The 20,514-nt window shown below is 56.0% G+C and carries 19 protein-coding genes; 11 read left to right on the forward strand and 8 right to left on the reverse strand.

Features of this window, described 5'->3' with window-relative positions; genetic code table 11:
• The first annotated feature begins 68 nt into the window (after positions 1–68).
• Together QZ869_RS10970 and QZ869_RS10975 are read left to right on the forward strand one after the other, a co-directional pair.
• Positions 69–758 carry a fumarylacetoacetate hydrolase family protein gene (locus QZ869_RS10970; RefSeq protein ID WP_296018635.1) on the forward strand — a complete coding sequence of 230 codons (690 nt, stop codon included), beginning with the start codon at positions 69–71 and terminating at the stop codon, positions 756–758.
• Positions 759–788: 30 nt separating this feature from the next.
• Positions 789–1,316 (forward strand): gamma carbonic anhydrase family protein, encoded by a 528-nt coding sequence (locus QZ869_RS10975; RefSeq protein WP_296104536.1) that lies wholly within the window; start codon positions 789–791, stop codon positions 1,314–1,316.
• Between the two features lie 34 nt (positions 1,317–1,350).
• Here QZ869_RS10975 and QZ869_RS10980 read toward each other — a convergent pair whose 3' ends face one another.
• The 3 genes from QZ869_RS10980 to znuC are packed head-to-tail and all read right to left on the reverse strand — an operon-like array spanning position 1,351 to position 3,510.
• A complete protein-coding gene (locus QZ869_RS10980; RefSeq protein WP_153311488.1) occupies positions 1,351–1,767 on the reverse strand; it encodes a Fur family transcriptional regulator in 417 nt (138 codons plus the stop codon).
• Complete coding sequence (znuB, locus tag QZ869_RS10985; protein ID WP_296104539.1) at positions 1,767–2,582, reverse strand: zinc ABC transporter permease subunit ZnuB; 816 nt, start codon at positions 2,580–2,582, stop codon at positions 1,767–1,769. The genes QZ869_RS10980 and znuB overlap by 1 nt, the downstream gene beginning before the upstream one ends.
• The gene (gene znuC, locus QZ869_RS10990; RefSeq protein WP_296104542.1) at positions 2,575–3,510 is read right to left on the reverse strand and encodes a zinc ABC transporter ATP-binding protein ZnuC; all 936 of its coding nucleotides are present in this window, start codon (positions 3,508–3,510) and stop codon (positions 2,575–2,577) included. The genes znuB and znuC overlap by 8 nt, the downstream gene beginning before the upstream one ends.
• A 103-nt stretch (positions 3,511–3,613) precedes the next feature.
• On the opposite strand from znuC, the gene QZ869_RS10995 reads away from it, so the two are divergent.
• Both QZ869_RS10995 and QZ869_RS11000 read left to right on the forward strand, forming a co-directional pair.
• Positions 3,614–4,690, forward strand: coding sequence for a zinc ABC transporter substrate-binding protein (locus QZ869_RS10995; protein ID WP_296104546.1), 1,077 nt, complete (start codon positions 3,614–3,616; stop codon positions 4,688–4,690).
• A 78-nt stretch (positions 4,691–4,768) separates the two neighbouring features.
• Complete coding sequence (locus QZ869_RS11000; RefSeq protein ID WP_296104548.1) at positions 4,769–5,974, forward strand: GTP-binding protein; 1,206 nt, start codon at positions 4,769–4,771, stop codon at positions 5,972–5,974.
• 53 nt (positions 5,975–6,027) lie between these two features.
• On the opposite strand, the gene QZ869_RS11005 is transcribed toward QZ869_RS11000, so the two are convergent.
• The 3 genes from QZ869_RS11005 to QZ869_RS11015 all read right to left on the reverse strand — a co-directional run bounded on the left by QZ869_RS11005 (position 6,028) and on the right by QZ869_RS11015 (position 10,125).
• Complete coding sequence (locus tag QZ869_RS11005) at positions 6,028–6,357, reverse strand: RcnB family protein (protein ID WP_296018623.1); 330 nt, start codon at positions 6,355–6,357, stop codon at positions 6,028–6,030.
• A 191-nt stretch (positions 6,358–6,548) separates the two neighbouring features.
• Positions 6,549–7,583 (reverse strand): L-glyceraldehyde 3-phosphate reductase, encoded by a 1,035-nt coding sequence (mgrA, locus tag QZ869_RS11010; RefSeq protein ID WP_296104550.1) that lies wholly within the window; start codon positions 7,581–7,583, stop codon positions 6,549–6,551.
• A gap of 85 nt (positions 7,584–7,668) precedes the next feature.
• Positions 7,669–10,125 (reverse strand): glycoside hydrolase family 2 protein, encoded by a 2,457-nt coding sequence (locus QZ869_RS11015; protein WP_296104553.1) that lies wholly within the window; start codon positions 10,123–10,125, stop codon positions 7,669–7,671.
• A 463-nt stretch (positions 10,126–10,588) separates the two neighbouring features.
• Here QZ869_RS11015 and QZ869_RS11020 point away from each other — a divergent pair, with 463 nt between their 5' ends.
• Entirely contained in the window at positions 10,589–11,641 is a 1,053-nt protein-coding gene (locus QZ869_RS11020; protein ID WP_296104555.1) for a LacI family transcriptional regulator, read from the forward strand.
• Between the two features lie 47 nt (positions 11,642–11,688).
• Here the strand turns inward: QZ869_RS11020 and QZ869_RS11025 are convergent, their stop codons facing one another.
• On the reverse strand, positions 11,689–13,206 hold the full coding sequence (locus QZ869_RS11025; RefSeq protein WP_296104557.1) for an NAD(P)H-hydrate dehydratase: 1,518 nt from the start codon (positions 13,204–13,206) through the stop codon (positions 11,689–11,691).
• A gap of 349 nt (positions 13,207–13,555) precedes the next feature.
• Between QZ869_RS11025 and QZ869_RS11030 the strand changes: the two genes are divergently transcribed.
• From QZ869_RS11030 to hspQ, 4 genes are all read left to right on the forward strand, one after another.
• A complete protein-coding gene (locus QZ869_RS11030) occupies positions 13,556–13,894 on the forward strand; it encodes a P-II family nitrogen regulator (RefSeq protein ID WP_007753933.1) in 339 nt (112 codons plus the stop codon).
• Positions 13,895–13,957: 63 nt separating this feature from the next.
• Positions 13,958–15,367 carry a type I glutamate--ammonia ligase gene (glnA, locus tag QZ869_RS11035; RefSeq protein WP_296018608.1) on the forward strand — a complete coding sequence of 470 codons (1,410 nt, stop codon included), beginning with the start codon at positions 13,958–13,960 and terminating at the stop codon, positions 15,365–15,367.
• Between the two features lie 156 nt (positions 15,368–15,523).
• Positions 15,524–16,441: a DMT family transporter gene (locus tag QZ869_RS11040; protein WP_296104560.1), complete on the forward strand. Its 918-nt coding sequence runs from the start codon at positions 15,524–15,526 to the stop codon at positions 16,439–16,441.
• Positions 16,442–16,516: 75 nt separating this feature from the next.
• A complete protein-coding gene (hspQ, locus tag QZ869_RS11045; RefSeq protein WP_296018580.1) occupies positions 16,517–16,846 on the forward strand; it encodes a heat shock protein HspQ in 330 nt (109 codons plus the stop codon).
• 77 nt (positions 16,847–16,923) lie between these two features.
• Here the strand turns inward: hspQ and QZ869_RS11050 are convergent, their stop codons facing one another.
• Complete coding sequence (locus QZ869_RS11050) at positions 16,924–17,571, reverse strand: invasion associated locus B family protein (protein ID WP_296018573.1); 648 nt, start codon at positions 17,569–17,571, stop codon at positions 16,924–16,926.
• A 318-nt stretch (positions 17,572–17,889) separates the two neighbouring features.
• On the opposite strand from QZ869_RS11050, the gene QZ869_RS11055 reads away from it, so the two are divergent.
• Positions 17,890–19,716, forward strand: a complete 1,827-nt coding sequence (locus QZ869_RS11055) for an extracellular solute-binding protein (RefSeq protein WP_296104562.1) — start codon at positions 17,890–17,892, stop codon at positions 19,714–19,716.
• 107 nt (positions 19,717–19,823) lie between these two features.
• Entirely contained in the window at positions 19,824–20,495 is a 672-nt protein-coding gene (locus tag QZ869_RS11060) for a DsbA family oxidoreductase (protein WP_296104565.1), read from the forward strand.
• The last annotated feature ends 19 nt before the right edge of the window (positions 20,496–20,514 follow it).

Here is a 20,514-nt window from a genome sequence, read left to right on the forward strand (position 1 = left end):
CCCGAAAGAATGGGCTGGAAATCGACGCAGAATTGCGGGACAACACCACTCCCAAGAAGGAGTGCATCATGTCCGCAACAGTTATCCCCGCCCACCAACCATTCTTGCTTCCCGTCGAAGGCACCAGTGAAACCTTCCCCGTGCGGCGTGTCTATTGCGTTGGGCGCAACTATGCGGATCATGCGATCGAGATGGGGCACGATCCATCGCGCGAGCCGCCCTTCTTCTTCCAGAAAAACCCGGACAATTTGCTGCCCGCCGGCAATGACTTTCCTTATCCGGATCTGTCGTCCAACGTTCATTACGAAGTCGAATGTGTCGTCGCGCTGAAAAGCGGCGGCTCGAATATTCCTGTCGAAGACGCACTCGAGCATGTCTGGGGCTATGGTGTCGGCATCGATATGACGCGGCGCGATATGCAGGATACGCTGAAGAAAATGGGCCGCTCTTGGGAAGGCGCCAAAGCCTTCGAATTTTCCGCACCGGTCTCTCCGCTCGTTCCGGCCTCGAAAATTGGACACCCAGATAAAGGCGCTGTCTGGCTGGACGTGAATGGCACACGCAAGCAATCCGGCGATCTCGATCAGATGATCTGGAAGACGGCGGAAATTATCGCCGAACTGTCAAAAGTCTTCACGCTGGCCGCAGGCGATATCATCATGACCGGAACGCCGGCAGGTGTGGGTCCGATTGTCAAAGGCGACACGATGGAGTGTGGCGTCGATGGCGTTGGCACTTTGACCGTCAAAGTGGTTTAAGCGACCAGGAAAGACAGCGGAGAAACGCCTATGCCAATCTATCGCCTGGGAACGAGAGTGCCGAACCTGCCAGCATCGGAGCGATACTGGATCGCCCCGGATGCCAACGTCATCGGCTCTGTTACGCTGGGTGAGGATGTCGGCATTTGGTTTGGCGCAACTCTGCGTGGTGATAATGAGCCTATGACCGTCGGTCGGGGCACGAATATCCAGGAAGGCGTCATGGTCCACAGCGATCCCGGCTTCCCAGCCTCGATCGGCGAGAACTGCACTATCGGTCATCACGCCATCATTCATGGCTGCACGATCGGTGACAACTCGTTGATCGGCATGGGTGCCACAATCCTGAATGGCGCAAGAATCGGGAAGAACTGCCTCGTAGGCGCCAATGCGCTCGTCACAGAAGGTAAGGAGTTCCCCGACAATTCACTTATTGTCGGCTCCCCTGCCCGCGCCGTCCGGACCTTGGATGAAAAGGCAGCAGAGGGCATTAGAAGGTCAGCGGAAAAATACGTGACGAACTGGAAGCGCTTTGCCGAAGAACTGAAGCCGGTTTAGGCTGTCTGGAGCGTCAAACATTGCGCTTTTGCGACTACGCCGCGCAGGCCTCGCAGAGCCCGCGGATCTCGATCGTCGTTTTCTCCGCCTTGAACTTTTGTCCCTTGACCCAATCTCCCAGCCGATGATCGATCTCGTGATCATGGAACTCGGTTACCTGGCCGCAGGCATTGCAGATGGCAAACGCTACCGTGCCATGATGATGGGTGCAGCAGTCCGCGCTCGTATGAGAGCAGGCCACGAAAGCATTCAGACTTTCCAGCCGATGCACCAAACCGAATTCAATCAGCTTTTCCAATGCACGATAAACCTGCAGGGGTGCGCGAAAGCCGCTGTCCCTCAGCTTGTCGAGAATGACATAGGCACTGAGGGGCGCCTGCGAGCGGGAGAGCGCGTCGTAGACCAGCGACTGGTTGCGGGTCAGGCTCTTCGCATTCGTATTTGTGTTCATCAGTTCACTCCTTGCTCGGCACTGCGCGACCGTCCCGGCACAGGCAGAAGACTCAAGACGAAAAGCAAAACGGCGGCGACGACAATCGACGGGCCGGACGGTGTGTCATATTGCAGCGATCCCATCAGTCCGCCGATGACGGCGACGGCACCGATGAGCGACGCCAGCACCGCCATGATTTCCGGTGTCGACGAGAAGCGTCTGGCCGTTGCTGCTGGAATGATCAGCAGCGATGTGATCAGCATGATGCCGACGATCTTCATGGCGATGGCAATGACGAGCGCCATCAGCAACATGAAGAGAAGCTTGGATCGTTCCGGCCGCAATCCCTCGGCCTCAGCGAGCTCTGCATTCACCGTAGAAGCCAGAAGCGGCTTCCACAGATAGACGATAGCCGCCAGTACGAGGACGCCGCCGCCCCAGACCATCTGAATGTCCGTTACTGAAACGGCAAGAATATCGCCGAACAGGAAAGCAACGAGATCGATCCGCACCCAGGTCATAAAGGCGACGATGACGAGGCCGAAAGCAAGTGCGGAATGGGACAGAATACCGAGCAGCGCATCGGCAGATAGAGCCTGACGCCGTTGCAACAGAAGCAAGAGCACAGATACAGCTGAAGCGACGAGAAAAACGCTGACGATAAGGTTCAGTTGAAACAGCAGCGAGAGCGCCACGCCCAAGAGCGCCGAATGCGCCATCGTATCGCCGAAATAGGCCATGCGCCGCCACACCACGAAACAGCCAAGCGGCCCAGCCGTCAGCGCGACACCAACCCCGGCGAAGATGGCACGGATGAAGAAGTCGTCAAACATGTTTCACTCCGGGCGCAGGGGCATGGTGGTCCGAGTCGTGATGATGCCCGCAGCCGCAAGCATCCTCATCGTCGTGCTGGTGGTCATGTGAGTGGGAGTGTGGATGACCATGGTCATGGTCGTTATGATGCCCATCATCTGGATGGCAATGGTCCGTCACTGAACCATCGGAATGCATCACACGTCCATCCGGCAGATGCGTGTGATCATGGTGGTGACTATAGACTGCCAGTCCCTTGGCAGCTGCTCCGCCGAAGAGACGCATATATTCCGGGCTCTGGCTGACGGCCTGCGGCGTGCCGCGACAGCAGACATGACCGTTCAGGCAAATGACCGTGTCGGTTTCCGCCATCACCACGTGCAGATCATGCGATATCAGCAGGATACCGCAGCCGGTAGAATTGCGGATGGTCTTGATGAGATCGTAAAGAGCTATTTCACCAGAAAAGTCTACGCCCTGCACAGGCTCATCCAAGACGAGCAAATCGGGCTTTCGGGCAATGGCACGCGCCAGTAGCGCCCGCTGGAACTCACCTCCTGACAGATGCTGAACCTCCGCTTTGGCGAGATGTGCGATCCCTGTGGCATTCAACGCAGCATCGATCTCCCTTGCGGGCAGAGCGCCGGTCAGCGTCATCAGCCGCCAGACGGTCAAAGGCATCGTCCAGTCGACAGAAAGCTTTTGCGGTACATAACCGACCCTAAGGCCAGCCAGGCGCTCAACCTTTCCCTCATCCGGCTTCATCACGCCAATCGCCATCTTGGCGCTGGTGGACTTGCCCGATCCGTTCGGTCCGATAAGCGTAACGATCTCGCCGCGACGAACAGAAAAATCTACGCCGCGCACCAGCCAGCGCCCGCTACGCCTCACACCTGCACTGGACAGGGAGACGAGATTTCCGTCGGTTTTGGCCGGAGAATGAAGCATGGGATTTTCCGATTGCAGCTGTTGCACATGGCTATGGCATACGTTATAGCGTTACGCAACTTATGTAATAACATTACATTTCGATACAAGTGGAGCATACCGCATGAAGTCACTCGCCGCCCTCCTTCTCGCCTCTGCCGCCATGATTGGCACGTCCGATGCCATGGCCGCCCCCAATGTGGTCGTGTCGATCAAGCCGATCCATTCGCTTGTGGCGGCCATCATGGAAGGCGTTGCGGAGCCGAAGGTCATCGTCGACGGTGGAGCATCCCCTCATACCTATAGCCTCAAGCCGTCCAACGCCAAAGCCTTAGAGAATGCCGACGTGGTCTTCTGGGTCGGCGACGGGCTGGAGAAATTTCTCCAAAAGCCGCTGGAGTCGCTGGCCGGCAAAGCAACCGTCGTTGAACTGGATGATGCCCCTGGTATCGAAAGGCTGAAATTCCGCGAAGGCGGCCCCTTTGAGGCCCATGACCATGGTGAACATGAAGGTCATGATCACGCTGAGGCGGAAGGTCATGACCATGCCCATGAGGGCGAAGCCAAGCATGACCATGAAGGACATGATGATGATGGTCACGATCATGCGCACGAAGGCGAGAAGGGCCACGATCACGCGCATGAGGGTGAGCACGAACATGCCCATGAGGACGGACACGACCACGGCGAATACGACATGCATCTGTGGCTGGATCCTGCCAATGCAAAGGCCATGGCGACCGAGATCGAAAAGACGCTAATGACTGCCGATCCAGCCAACGCCAAGGCCTATCAGGAAAACACCAAGAAACTGGTCGACAACCTTGACGCGCTCGACAAGGAACTCGCGGCGACCGTCGCGCCGATCAAGGACAAACCCTTCATCGTTTTCCACGATGCCTATCAGTATTTCGAACACCGTTACGGCGTAAAGACCGCAGGTTCCATTACCGTCAGCCCTGAAAACATGCCGGGCGCCGATCGCATCAAACAGATCCAGGCGAAGGTCAAGGAACTCAATGCAACTTGCGTCTTTGCCGAGCCGCAATTCGAGCCGAAGCTGGTGAACGTCGTCATCGAAGGCACCAGTGCCAAATCCGGCACGTTGGATCCTGAAGCTGGCACACTAGAAGCCGGACCGGATCTCTATTTCAAACTGATGCGCGGCATAGCCAGCTCGCTGAAAAACTGCCTGTCCTGATCGGACGCGCACCGAAGGGCGGCACTGACCGCCCTTCTTTAGAGCTTTACATGTAATGTTATAACAAATGAGGTTTCTATGAAGAAGAAGCTGCCCGTCACAGTTCTGTCCGGCTTCCTCGGAGCTGGCAAAACCACCCTCCTCAATCACATCCTCGGCAATCGCGAAGGCTTGCGCGTCGCGGTCATCGTCAACGATATGAGCGAGGTCAACATCGACGCGGCCCTGATCCGCGATGGTGGAGCAAATCTCTCCCGCACGCAGGAGCAACTGGTCGAAATGACCAATGGCTGCATCTGTTGCACTCTGAGAGACGATCTGCTGAACGAGGTCAGACAATTGGCTGAGCAAAGCCGTTTCGATTACCTGCTGATCGAGTCCACCGGCATTGCCGAGCCTCTGCCCGTTGCGGCGACATTCGATTTTCGCGATGAAAAGGGCGAGAGCCTGTCGGACATCGCACGGCTGGATACGATGGTGACAGTGGTCGACTGTGCCAATCTTCTAAAGAATTACGGTTCGGCAGATTTTCTCGCTGATCGCGGCGAAACGGCGGGCGATGGCGACAACCGCACACTGGTCGATCTCCTTGTCGAACAGATCGAATTCGCCAATGTCGTGGTTCTGAACAAGGTTTCCGCGGCAAGTCCTGCAGAATTGGATGCTGCCCGCAAGATCGTCGTCGGACTGAATCCTGATGCTCGCCTCATTGAGGCGGATTTTGGCAAGGTAAAGTTGGCGGACGTACTCGGCACCGGTCTGTTCGATTTCGCCAAGGCGGAAACGCACCCGCTCTGGTTCAAAGAACTTCACGGCTTCAAAGGCCACATACCGGAAACGGAAGAATACGGCATCCGCTCCTTTGTTTACCGTGCCAAGCGTCCCTTCAATCCTGCCCGCTTCCACGCCTTCATCAACCGCGACTGGCCTGGTGTGATCCGCGCCAAGGGTTTCTTCTGGCTAGCCACTCGGCCAAACCATGTCGGCGAAATCAGCCAGGCAGGCGCCTTGGTGAAAACCGGCAAGATGGGGTTGTGGTGGTCTTCCGTGCCGAAGACGCGCTGGCCGGATGATCCGGGCTTCGAAAAGATGCTGGCGCCTTACATGGACAAGGTCTGGGGAGATCGGCGTCAGGAGATCGTTTTTATCGGCGCTGACCCGATGAGCGAAGCTGCTCTACGCAGGGAACTTGACGCCTGCCTGATAGAAGCCGAGCGCTTCACGCCGGAAAACTGGCAGTCGATGAAAGACCCGTTCCCGGATTGGAACAAACAGGCCGCGTGATTGATCGCATAGAAGCGGGCGCTCGATGCGCCCGCTCCCATATTCTTCACAGTTTACCGGGCTGCGGCGAGCCCGATGATCAGGCCGCTTACTGCGTTGATCAGCAGGAACTGGTTGTCGACGCGCACCCAGCGCTCATTGCGGCGCGGCTCTCTCAGGTGATAGCGGCGATATTCACGACGGTCGACGAAGTGACGTCGATGGGCAGGCGTCAAACGCTGACCGCGGTCCCAGCGATGCTTCTTGATGATCACCTTCTTGGTCGTGACAGTCCGTTCGTGAACCCCACGGCGATCATGCCCGTAGTCATGGCGACCCTGCGCCTGGGCCATCGGCGCTGCGAGAATTGTCGCAGCCAGAAAAACGGTGACGAGCTTTTTCATGGGTGTTTCCTTTCCTGTTCTGACGGGATGACCCTACCGCGCCGAGGATGAATGGAAACTGAAGCGCAAAATTACAATATCGTAATGTTGACTGAGACTTAGAGGATGAAATTAAAGTTCACGATCTCTAATGTGACAAGCAAATAGTCGATTGGCCGCTCGGGCCAAGATGCACGAGCGGCGGGTTCGCGTTACTTTTTGAGTTCTGCAGATTTGGCCCAGAGGTTGATATCCGCATCGCGAGCATAGCGATCGATTTCAGCCAGTTCATCCGTGGTGAAGTCCGGCTTGTCCAGCGCCTTGACGCAATCTTCCACCTGTTCGGGCCGGCTCGCACCTATCAGTGCAGAGGTAATGCGACCGCCGCGCAGCACCCAGGCAATTGCCATCTGCGCCAGTGTCTGTCCGCGATTCTCAGCAATGGCATTTAGCCCGCGGATATTTTCGATATTACGCTCATTGAGGAAGGCTGGATTGAGCGACTTGCCTTGGCTGGCGCGGCTTGTATCCGGCACGCCGCCCAGATACTTGGTGGTCAACATGCCCTGTGCCAGCGGAGAGAAGACGATGGAGCCGATTCCAAGATCGTCCAGCGTATCGACAAGGCCGTCCTCCTCAATCCAGCGGTTGATCATCGAATAGCTCGGCTGATGGATGATGCAAGGCGTACCGAGATCCTTCAAGATCGCCGCTGCCTCGCGCGTGCGCTGTGAATTATAGGACGAGATGCCGACATAAAGCGCTCTGCCTGAACGCACGATGTGACCCAGCGCACCGCAGGTCTCTTCAAGCGGCGTTTCCGGATCGAAACGGTGGGAATAGAAAATATCGACATAATCGAGCCCCATGCGCTTCAGGCTCTGGTCACAGGATGAGATCAAATATTTGCGGCTGCCCCATTCGCCATAGGGACCCGGCCACATGTTGTAGCCTGCCTTGGAGGATATTATCAGTTCATCACGATAACCGGCAAAATCGGTCCTGAGGATTTCGCCGAAGGCGCTTTCAGCACTTCCCGGAGGCGGGCCGTAATTATTGGCGAGATCGAAGTGGGTGATGCCGAGATCGAAAGCCTTCCGGCAAATATCCTGCTTCGTTTTGTGAGAGAAATCGTTCCCGAAATTGTGCCAAAGACCAAGCGAGATGGCTGGAAGCTTGAGGCCGGTGCGGCCGCAATGATTATACTTCATGGATGCGTAACGGTTTTCAGCCGGTTGCCAGGCCATGTCTTTCCTCCCTTTTCGGAACGGGTAATCCACTGCAGACGCAGCGGTTTCTGCTGATGTGAGATTAGAAGATCACGCGCTGCGTTCAAGCCTGCGATTGCGACGTATACAGATCGAACACCTTGAACGCTGGCTTACCGGTCTGCGCCTTGTCGCTTGGCGAAAAGACGATACGGCGTCTCTCTCCCGCTGCAAGATCAAAAAGATTGTCCGAATAGCGCCCGGCAACATCGGCTTCCAGCATGACGAAGAGCGCTAGGCCTTCTGCCAAGATCTCAACCTCTACGTCTCCATTGTCCAGCGTGCTGACCTGATGGGTAAGAACCGATGGTCGAAGATCGAGCGCCTTGTAAGTCTCGCGCACATGGTGCCCCTCACCCATCATGCCGTTAGAGGCGATGAAATTCCAGGAAAGCAGCGCCCCAGCCGGAAGCTGGTGCAGATCGATTTCGGTCAATAGCGCGGCGGCATCAGGTCCGCAGGTACCGCTGGCGGATTTCAGCGGAATGCGAACGCCGTCAAGCGCCAGCGCGAAGATGTTCATATCGATTTCGACATCATCCACTGTGTCGTTCACCATGGAGAAGCGGACGGCTTTTCCGTCTTCAGACGGAATGGCGCAGACGGAAACCGGCTGGAAGAAGCGTCGCGCCGCATAATGCAGAGCCTTCCAATTGCCGCCGTAATCGAGGCTCGACCACGAGGCGACGGGCCATGTGTCATTGAGCTGCCAATAAAGCGTACCCATGCAATGGGGTTTGAGCGAACGCCAATATTCCACGGCCGTCTTGATGGCGAGCGCCTGCTGGACCTGGCTGACATAGACGAAATTCTCAAAATCCTTTGGGAAGCGGAAATAGCGGAACATCGTTCCCGCGATCCGCTCGTTTCCACCCGCATTCTTCTGATGAAGCTCAATCACCGGTGAGGCGATGTTCATGTCCTTGTTGTCCGCATAGGTGCGGATCACAGGCATGGATGTGTAGGACTGGAAGCCAAATTCGGAGCAGAAACGCGGCTTGACCGTTCGATAGTCATCGAAGGACTTGTTCTCGTGCCAGACGGACCAATAGTGCATATCGCCAGATCCATCCGCATGCCATGCGTCGCCATAATCCAGATAGCCAGACGCAGGACTCGACGGCCACCAGATGGCAGAAGGTGCCGCCTTCTTCAGTGCCTTCTCGATTGTGCGGTTGAGGCGATCGTAAGCGACGAGATAGCGGTCGCGATTGTTGCGCGATTCTTCAAACCAGTTCAGCGCCCCCACCAGTTCATTGTCGCCGCACCAGAGCACGATCGAGGGATGAGATGAAAGACGCTTCACCTGATAGTCGACCTCGACCTCGACATTATCGAGGAAATCTTCGGTGCAGGGATAAAGATTGCAGGCGAACATGAAGTCTTGCCAGACCATCAGGCCGAGCCGGTCGCAAAGATCGTAGAACCAGTCCGGTTCATAGAAGCCGCCACCCCAGACGCGGATCATATTCATGTTGGCTTCCACCGCCGATAGAAGCAAATCGTTCGTTTTTTCCTGGTTCGAGAGCGAAAACAGAGCATCCGACGGTATCCAGTTCGCGCCTCGGCAAAAGATTTCCCGACCATTGACGCGAAGCGCAAAACGGCTCCCAGCCTCGTCTTCGTCTGTCAGAAGTTCAACGATGCGAAGGCCGATCTGGCGCGTCAAAGTCTCGTCCGGCAGGTCGATTGTCAGCGTATAAAGCGCCTGCTCGCCACTGCCTGCAGGCCACCAAAGTTTTGGATTTTCGATGAAAAACACATGCCGGATAACCGTATCGCCGGCGTGGACGCCACAATCCAGTCGCAGCCGTTCAGCACCAAACGAAAGATGCAAAGGCAAGCTTGCAGACTGCTTGGCATGAAGCGTGACTTCCACATGCAGTTCTACGCCACCATCCTTGTGATTTTGGGTGGTGGTGACATGCTCGATGCGTGCCGTCTCAAGCCGGCGCAGCATCACATTTCCATAAAGGCCGAGCGGCGCGATGGCGATGTTCCAGTCCCATCCGAAGTGGCACTGCGGTTTGCGTAAGAGATTGCCGTTGGGGATCGGCGAATTACCGGGATGATACGGCACGTAGAACGGCTGCGCCGCTTGCCGGTCAGCACCCGCCTTGATGCTGGAATGAAAATGGATACGAATGACGTTTTCACCCGGCTGAAGCGCTCTCGACACATCCGGTCGGTAGCGGCGAAAGCAGTTGTCGGCAGACAGCACCGGAATGTCATTGACGAAGACGACCGCAACAGTGTCCAGATTATCGATATCGAGATACCAGTCGGCGTCGACTTCATCGACTGCGAAACGACGTTCGATGATCCAGTCGCGATGCGCGACCCACTGCACATCGTTCTCGTTGCGACCGAAGTAGGGGTCGAGAATGACAGACGCCGCCCGCAAAGCCGTATGAACGTCGCCCGGGATTGTCATAATCGTTGAGTGATCGCCCTCGGCTGATGTCAACTGCCACTGGCCGGAGAGATCGATCACCATATCGTTTGCGTAGGTTGATGCCATTTCCAAATGCCCTGCTCTTCGCGCAACAGCTAAAAACGTCGCGACTCCATCCACTATCAGAACTGCGAAAACACGCTGATATAATTCATCCGACATCGCGAAAGATCATGTCGGAATTCCTCCAGACGGAAACGTTATCGTAAAAAACCAAAAGCGTCACCTCAGAAACGGGATATCGATGATAGCGCCAGACTAAACTTAGAGATGAAACGATGACACTTTTTATTTTCATACTGTTGGGAGATAATTCTCATCGCTTTTATCAAGATTGAACGGCGATCTTAACTCCGTCACCCAACGATCATGACAGCCGTTCGGATCACGCACCCCGTCACTTTTGGTGTTTCCTCTGTATCGTTTCAGGAGGCTAATGTCGTAAGCCGTACCGCTTGTGATGTACGAAGCTTTGCAATGGTAGAAAACCGAACTACCATGCCTGTCCGGTTAAGGGAGATCGCAGAACATGAACGACAGAACGGACGTAGACGCAAGCGATCGGCCCCTCCCTTCGAACGAGCGCCCGACGCTGAAGACGATCGCATATATGACGGGCCTCGGCATCACTACCGTATCGCGCGCTCTAAAGGACGCCCCGGATATCGGCGCGGATACCAAGGAGCGGGTGCGACGTGTCGCTCAACAGATCGGCTATCAACCCAACCGCGCAGGCGTTCGTTTGCGCACTGGCAAGACGAATGTCATTGCCTTGGTTCTAAGCGTGGACGAGGAATTGATGGGCTTCACCTCCCAGATGGTGTTCGGCATCACGGAAGTCCTGACCAACACGCCCTATCATCTCGTCGTTACGCCACATACGCACGCAAAGGATACGATGACCCCTATCCGCTATATCCTTGAAACTGGATCGGCGGATGGTGTGATCATCTCCAAGGTTAGGCCGGAAGATCCGCGTGTGCGACTGATGACGGAGCGCAATATGCCCTTTGCGACCCACGGACGTAGCAGCATGGGCATCGAACATCCTTTCCATGACTTCGACAACGAGGCCTATGTGTACGAGGCGATGAAGCGTTTGGCCCAATGCGGCAGGAAGCGGGTTGCTATTTTGCTGCCACAGAGCCTGTTTTCGTACCACGGCTATGCCCGGAGAGGCTTTGAGCGTGGCCTCCAAGATTTCGGCCTGACAGAGTTTACCCTGCCGGGTATCAACAACGACACCCCGCTGGAACAACTGAAACAAGAAAGCTGCAAGTTGATGAGCAGTAGCGATTGCCCTGACGGACTCATTTCGATCAGCGGCAGTTCCACCATCGCGATCGTCGCGGGTATAGAAGCGAGCGGCAAGAAGATTGGCAAGGATATCGATGTCGTCTCCAAGCAGTCCGCAGAGTTCCTGAACTGGTTGCGCCCGGAAATCCATACCATGAACGAGGACATCAAACTGGCCGGTCGTGAACTCGCACGCGCTGTTTTAGCAAGAATAGAAGGCCAGCCTGCCTCGGAACTACAGACCATCAGCAAACCGGTCTGGTCGAGCAGGACCCCAAAGCTTTAAGAGAGGCGCCGGCGCCCAAAAAGGAGTCTCCGGGCGCATCGATTATTTTAATGAGTTCCGGTCGCCGAGCCGTGATGGACGGAGGGGCAAACAGCCGAAGCAAGGTCTTCGGCTGTCAAGCCTGCGCCAATCCGCTGCGCTGCCTTCCCATGCAACCAGACTGCCGCAGCGGCAGCTTCGAAGGCAGGGACCTGACGGGCAAGAAGCCCACCGCAGATGCCAGCCAAAACATCGCCAGAACCCGCGGTAGCAAGAGAAGCCGGCGCATTAGTGTTGACGGTTGCGCGGCCATCCGGTGCCGCCACAACTGTATCGGCACCTTTGTAGATGATCACGGCATGACTGGCTTTCGCAGCCGCGAGCGCCTTCTCGATCTTCCCCATCCCCCGGTCCGCATGGATAGATGGAAAAAGCCGGGCAAATTCGCCTTCGTGCGGTGTGAGTATCCGCGAACGGTCTTCCTCGGCAAAATAGGCAAACAATGTTTCCGGTTCATCCTTGAAGGCCGTAATGCCATCCGCATCCAGTACGAGCGCGCAACCTCTCAAGAGCGACACGAAAGCCCTTAACCTCGAAAGATCGCCGAAGCCCGGACCAATCACGAAGGTTGCATGGCGCTTGTCAGCCAGCCAGCCAGAAAGCGCCGCTTCGCTCTCCATAGGCGTGACCATTACGGCGGTCATGGTTGCCGCGAGAACGGACATCGCCTCCTGTGGCGCCGCAACCGTCACGATACCGGCACCGGCGCGCAAGCCAGCTATCGCCGTCATTCTCGCAGCACCTGTAGAATGAGACGGACCGGAAAAAACGGTCAGGTGTCCACGTTTGAACTTGTGCGTCTCGACATCATCCGATGTAAGCCAGTTTTCCCATAATCCCGGATGGTTCTCCCACAAAGGCGCGCAATGAGCATCGACAATCCGACGGGGGATGCCAATATCAAAAACCTCGAGACACCCGCACAACTCCCTTCCGGGCATGAGCACGTGTCCTGGCTTTTTTGCCACGAAAGTGACCGTGTGCGCCGCCTTGAAAGCAGTGCCAAGGACGATACCTCGACGTCCGCACAGGCCAGAAGGCAGATCAACCGCAATGACTGGAGTCTTCGCTTGCGTGACGGCATGAATTACGGCAGAAACGTCTGGCGGGACGTCGCGTGACAGCCCTGCGCCGAAAATCGCATCGATCACCACCTCACCATCTTGCGGTATGAACTCCACAAGCGGAAGGCAGCCTGGATCGACCTCATCGCGCCTTAAGTTCTCGTAGGCCTGCCTGGCAGCCCCTTTTAGCCTAGCACTATCGCCGAAAAGATAGACTGAGACCTTAGCGCCCGCCTCGCGCAGTGCCAGCGCGGCAACAAATCCGTCACCGCCATTGTTTCCTGTGCCACAAAGCACAGCGTAACGGACCGCCCCAGGATAGTGCTTTAATGCAGAGGCCGCGACCGCGCGCCCCGCGCGTTCCATAAGCGCGCGGACATCGATCCCGCTAGCGTCAGCGGCAGCATCGATTCCGCTCATGCGGACGGGGTCGATCAGGCGTTTGTCATCATCATTACACATGATTTGTCACTTGATCGCAAAAACTGAAGAAACGCAACCGACGCTTTTTTAGGCGGGACATTGAGATTAAAAAATACGCAAAAGCACATAAAATCATCAATAACCATTATCGAAACAGACGGAGCTAGCACGCTGAAATGTCGATTGCTTTTGGCAAATTTTCCAGATTTCGGCCTTCCGTCTAGTGTTTTCGGCCCGCACCACCGTTATCTCGCAGTGAAATGTCTTCCGCCCCGTCAATTTTCGCAGATTTTTTATCCAAACCCGCTTCCGATCTGGCACGATACGTGCATTCTTGTGGTGGAGCGGAAAGACCGCTTTAACGGGAGAAGCGGAGAGATATTTTCTCATGAAAAAGATCGAAGCGATCATTAAGCCTTTCAAGCTCGACGAAGTGAAGGAAGCCCTTCAGGAAGTCGGACTCCAGGGAATAACGGTTACGGAAGCCAAGGGCTTTGGTCGTCAAAAAGGCCATACGGAACTTTATCGTGGCGCGGAATATGTCGTCGACTTTTTGCCAAAGGTGAAGGTCGAAGTCGTGCTTGCCGATGAGAATGCGGATGCAGTGATCGAAGCGATTCGCAATGCCGCTCAGACAGGCCGCATCGGTGACGGAAAGATTTTCGTCTCGAATGTGGAAGAGGTTATCCGTATCCGTACGGGTGAAACGGGTGTTGACGCCATATAAAAAGACGAGCCGAAAAAGCTCAAGCTTCACCGGGTTGAACATTACCACTCAAGGAAAATTGCTATGACCACCGCCAATGATATCTTGAAGCAGATCAAGGACAACGACGTCAAATTCGTCGACCTTCGCTTTACAGACCCAAAGGGCAAGCTGCAGCACGTCACCATGGACATTGCCTGTGTAGACGAGGACATGTTTGCCGACGGCGTCATGTTCGACGGTTCCTCCATCGGTGGATGGAAGGCCATCAACGAGTCCGACATGGTGCTGATGCCAGACCCGGCAACTGTTCATATGGACCCGTTCTTCGCGCAGTCCACGATGGTCATCATCTGCGATATTCTAGATCCGGTTTCGGGCGAATCCTACAACCGCGACCCGCGCGGCACGGCGAAAAAGGCGGAAGCCTATCTTAAGGCATCGGGTATCGGCGACACGGTCTTTGTTGGCCCTGAGCCTGAATTCTTCGTCTTCGATGACGTGAAGTACAAGGCGGATCCTTATAACACCGGCTTCAAGCTCGACTCCTCCGAGCTGCCATCCAACGACGATACCGATTACGAAACCGGAAACCTCGGTCACCGTCCGCGCGTCAAGGGCGGCTACTTCCCCGTGCCGCCGGTCGACAGCCTCCAGGACATGCGCTCCGAGATGCTGACGGTCCTCGGCGAAATGGGCGTGGTTGTCGAAAAGCACCATCACGAAGTGGCGGCAGCGCAGCACGAACTCGGCGTCAAGTTCGACACGCTGGTCTCCAGCGCCGACAAGATGCAGATCTACAAGTACGTGGTCCACCAGGTCGCGAACGCCTACGGCAAGACGGCAACTTTCATGCCGAAGCCTATCTTCGGCGACAATGGTTCGGGCATGCACGTTCACCAGTCCATCTGGAAGGGCGGCAAGCCAACCTTCGCAGGCGATGAATATGCCGGCCTGTCCGAAACCTGCCTCTATTACATCGGCGGCATCATCAAGCATGCCAAGGCGATCAACGCTTTCACCAACCCGACGACGAACTCCTACAAGCGTCTTGTTCCGGGCTATGAGGCACCGGTTCTCTTGGCCTACTCGGCACGCAACCGCTCGGCATCCTGCCGCATTCCGTTCGGCTCCAACCCGAAGGCAAAGCGCGTCGAAGTTCGCTTCCCGGATCCTGCCCAGAACCCCTATCTTGGCTTCGCCGCTATGTTGATGGCCGGCCTCGACGGCATCAAGAACAAGATCCACCCCGGCAAGCCGATGGACAAGGATCTGTACGATCTGCCGCCAAAGGAACTGAAGAAAATCCCGACCGTGTGCGGCAGCCTGCGCGAAGCTCTTGAAAGCCTCGACAAGGACCGTAAGTTCCTGACCGCCGGTGGTGTGTTCGATGACGATCAGATCGATGCTTTTATCGAATTGAAGATGCAGGAAGTCATGCGCTTCGAAATGACCCCGCATCCTGTCGAGTTCGACATGTACTACTCGGCCTAAAGGTTTGTGAGGCACCCTGCGGAGTGCCTTCTTACCTGCGTCGGCTGTGGTCCATTTAACGCAACCCGAACGAATAGAGGCGCCCTGCGGGGCGCCTTACGCTTCTAAGAGCAACAGCGGGGCTGATCGCCCTCCCAGTACATGCGAAAACCGGAAATGCCCAAGAGTGCCGCCCCGTCCCCTCGCCTGCGCGACTGGCTGATCTTTCTGGCCGTTCCCTTCTTCTTCTCCAGCAATGTCATATTCGGCCGCGGCATCAGCGGCGAAGTCTCACCCTTTACCGCAGCCTTTTTACGCTGGTCCCTCTCCACTCTCTTGGTGCTACCCTTCATCCTCGCAGACTGGCGTGCGTGTATGAGCTTCACCCGCAAGAAAACCGCGCTCTGGCTGTTACTCGGCGCGCTGGGCATGGCGGTGTGTGGTGGCGTGGTCTACTGGGGACTAACAATGACCTCAGCCGCTAACGGCACGCTGATCTACACCACGTCGTCGCTTTTTATCATCATCTTCCAGCGCCTCTTCCAGGCGCGGCCGATCAGGCGGCTAGAGCTCATCGGGATGCTCGTTGCCTTCGCAGGCGTGGCAGAGATCGTGTTGAAGGGAGATATCTCACAACTGTGGGCGTTGAATTTCAATATCGGCGATCTCGCGATCTTAAGCGGGGCGATCGCCTTTGCGATCTATTCTCTGCTCCTGCGCGACCCCGCAGCGCGCGATCTTGCATCGCTGAGCCTCTTCGGCACAATCGCCTTCTCGGGCGCTCTTGTTCTTGCGCCGCTCGCCGGCGTCGAACTCATGAATGGCGGCCTATTCCCCTCTACCCCTATGGCTTGGGCAAAGATCGGTGGCATCATTATATCTGCTTCGATTGCAGCCTTTTATTGCTTCACGCACACGGTCCGCGTTTTCGGGCCGGTCACAGCCGGTATCACCCTTTACATGATGCCGCCCGTGTCGATCGTTCTCGCGGCCCTGTTTCTGGGAGAAAAGTTCGAACCATATCACGCCGCTGGCATTGTACTTGTAACAGGAGGCGTCGTGCTTGCGACGGCACCATTGGGCAAAACAGGCTAGTCTGGCCTAGAAGAAGCCAGCATCTTGATATTCCCGCGTGATAACCCAAATTATACTGGGAAAGGATGACATGCCATGAAACAAAGAGACGCGAAATTTACTATCGGTGAAGTCGTTCGCCACAGGGTGTTTCCGTTCCGCGGCGTGATATTCGACGTTGACCCCGAATACGCGAATACCGAGGAATGGTGGAACGCAATCCCCGCTGAAATACGCCCAGACCGTGACCAGCCATTCTATCATTTGCTTGCCGAGAATGAGGAGACGGAATACGTCGCCTACGTTTCAGAGCAAAACCTGGTTCATGACGAGAGCGACCAGCCGTTGCGCAACCCGCATATCCTTCGGATATTCGACACGGCGCCAAATGGCGAACTGAGGCCCAAATCGGCCATGACGCACTGAGCTTGTCAGTCTCAATGCCCAGACATGAAAAAACCGGCCTCATACAAAGCCGGTTTTTTTGATTCATTCAGACGGTATCAGTTGGCCGGCTTAGCCTTGGCTGCATCCTGCGCTGCTTCTAGCTTCTTGCGGGCTTCTTCAGCCTTCTTCTGCATTCCTTCCTGCAGCGAGCGCTGGCTCTCTGCAAGCTGAGACTGGCTGATCGGCTGGCCGTCATAAGCGCCGGTGAAGCCGTTCAAGGCAATCTTGATCGGGTTCGGCGCGCGGCGGAAGTTGATCGATGTGAAGACAACCTCATTGCCCTTCTTCAGGCTTGCGATCATCGCATCCGTCAACTGAACTTCGGCGGTGCATTTGTCTGGAAGGCAGACGGCGTAATCAAGCTTCTGGCCCTTGCCACCATCGATCTGCATGACAATGCCTGGCGGCAGAAGACGTGCTGTCGGAACGGAAACCTGCAGGATCTTGCGATTGACCTTGCCTTCGACGCTGATGAGCCCAACAGCGGTGATCATCTGGCCGTTCTGAGCAAGAACGATATTCTGCACGACGCAAACATCATTGTCTTCCTGCTTGCTGCAAGTCTTGAACCAGCCGAGTGGCGGAGCACCTGCCGGAGCGGCAGCCTGCTGAGCCTGAGACACAGCCGGTGCAGACACCGCGCCCAGAGAAAGAACGAGAGCCGACAAGGCCGCCCGGGTGAATGTGTTTGCATTTTGCATCATAAGAGTTCCGTCTCCTGAATTTATGCGAAGCAGCGCTTAATGTGAGCGACGCTCAACATCGCCGGTATCCGTCTGCCCGTTCCACTGTCGGTTAAATGAGGCAAATGCGTGACCCGAGTGTTTCGGCCATTCTGTTACATCCCGTTCGGCGCGATATCCAGCTTTTCTTTTACTTTTTCCTTGTATCCGACACGATTTCCATGAACGGATGGCCCTGACCGCTGTGATACGTTTCGGCGGGAATCAATACGAAACGGGCATAGTCGCACCGGTTTTAAGGACCGCGAGTTGATCGCCCGAATGCGACAGGATAGTGACATGCGAAGCCTTTTGGCCCTCATTCCCGCCCTTCTTCTTTCCGGCATGGCAATGGCTGAACCGCTTCACGGCATTTCGATGCATGGCAAACCAGCCCTGCCGGCGGACTTCAAGAATCTCCCTTACGTAAATCCAGACGTCAACAAAGGCGGGCGCGTATCCTATGGCGTCGTCGGCACGTTCGATAGTCTCAATCCCTTTGTTCTCAAGGGCATGCGCACCACGGCGCGCGGTGTCTGGGACCCGGAATTCGGCAATCTTCTCTATGAACCCCTGATGCAGCGCTCCCATGACGAGCCCTTCACGCTCTACGGACTGCTTGCAGAAACAGCGGAGTGGGATGATGAACGCACCTATATCCAGTTCAATCTCAACCCGAAGGCGCACTGGCAGGACGGGAAACCCGTCACCCCGGAAGACGTGATCTTCAGCTTCAACCTGTTGAAGGAAAAAGGCCGGCCTCCTTATGATAGCCGTCTGAACGGTGTGGCGAAAATGGAAAAGGTAGGCGACAGAGGCATTCGCTTTACCTTCAACGACAAGGCCAACCGCGAAACGCCGCTGATTCTCGCATCCTCCACGCCGATTCTCCCAGCGCATGCGACGGACCCCAAGACATTCGAGCAGGCAGGTCTTGGCAAGGTCGTCGGTTCAGGTCCTTACCGAATCAAAACGTTGCGTCCCGGCGAGCAGATCGTCTGGGAACGGGACAGGAATTATTGGGGTAAAGACCTTCCCGTGAAGGTCGGCTTCGACAATTACGATGAAATCAGCGTGATCTACTTCCTCCAGGTGACGACGATGTTCGAGGCTTTCAAAAAGGGCGATATCGACATCTACCCGGAGGGTGACGCCATCAACGGAACGTCCGACACATCCCATTGGGGGCAGGCCTACAATTTTCCGGCGGTTCACCGTGGCGATATCGTCAGGGACGTCTTCGAACCCGGTTTGCCGTCCGGCATGTTCGGTCTTGTTCTCAATACCCGTCGCCCGATATTTGCCGATGAGAGGGTGCGCGAGGGCCTGTCTTATGTCCTCGATTTCGAATGGATGAATCGCAACATCCTCGGCGGCGCGTTCAAACGGACCCAGAGTTTCTGGCAGAACTCGAAACTTGGCGCCTTTGGCAATGCAGCCAACGACAAGGAACTTGCGCTTCTGGGCAATGCGGCAAAACGTTTGCCGCCGGACATACTCGCTGGCACCTATCAGATGCCGGTTACGGATGGATCAGGCGCTGACCGGAACGTGTTGAAAAAGGCCGTCACTACGCTTGCAGAAGCAGGCTTCACCATAAAGGGCGGCAAGATGGTGGATAAAAACGGTACACCCCTGCGCTTCGAGATCATGACACAGAACCCCGCTCAGGAGCGGATTGCGTTGGCCTATCAGCGCTCCCTACGCCTGATCGGCGTCGATATGGCAATCAGATCGGTGGATGACGGACAGTACCAGTCGCGCTCCAACAGCTTCGACTACGACATGATCATCCGCTCCTACCCATCCTCGCTTTCTCCAGGTGCAGAACAGATCAATCGCTGGGGCTCGATATCGAAAGACGCCAATGGCAGCTTCAATTATGCGGGCGTTGCCGATCCGGATATCGACCGGATGATAGAAGCGTTGTTGCAGGCCCGTGAAACAGATGATTTCGAGGTTGCGGTTCGCGCCTATGATCGCCTTTTGACAGCGGGGCATTATGTAATCCCTCTCTATTACATTGGCGCGCAATGGGTTGCCCGCTGGAAATACATCGACCGGCCGGACAAAACGCCGCTCACCGGAAACCAGAAGCAAACGTGGTGGGACGCGCGCGCGCAGTAAAAAGGTGCGCGTCTCTGCCCGACAGGTTCTCTTTTGGTAACGCCTTGTGCCGCAAGCACAGACTCTCTAGATCAGATGCATATTCAAAAGCAGGAAGGAACAGCACCATGCAGCGCATTGTCATCGACATCGTTTCGGACGTGGTTTGTCCCTGGTGCTATCTCGGCAAGGCCCGGCTCGATCTCGCCTTGGCGGAAGTGCAGGATGAGGTCAGCGTTGACGTCAACTGGCGGCCTTATCAGTTGAATCCGGATTATCCGGCGGAAGGCGTCGATCAGAAGGCCGAGTTGGAAAAGAAGCTCGGCGGCAAGGATCGCGTCGAGCAGGCGCACACGATGCTCACCCAGCTTGGTCGCGACGTGGGCATCGCTTATGATTTCGATGCTATCAAGATAGGCCCGAACACGTTGGACGCACACAGGCTGTCGCTTTGGGCACATGCAGAAGGGCGTGAGCTTCAGGACAAGATCGTCACAGCACTGTTCAAGGCAAATTTCGAAGAAGGCCGCAACATAGGTGACCACGCAGTACTGATCGATATTGCGGGCGCATGCGGCATGGATCGCGAGATGGTGCGTCGCCTGCTGACATCGGATGCCGACAAGGACACGATCAAGGCCGAAATTGACGCCGCACAACAGATGGGCGTCTCCGGCGTGCCGTTCTTCATCATGGATCAAAAATATGCCGTGAGCGGCGCGCAGACGCCGGATGTGCTTGTTAATGCGCTACGGGACATTGCCAAGATGAAAGAGGAAGAGCATAGGGCGATGAACTGACCGTGTGCGTGCGAATCCG

The sequence above is a fragment of the uncultured Agrobacterium sp. genome (assembly GCF_913777885.1).
In the GTDB taxonomy this organism is placed as follows: domain Bacteria; phylum Pseudomonadota; class Alphaproteobacteria; order Rhizobiales; family Rhizobiaceae; genus Agrobacterium.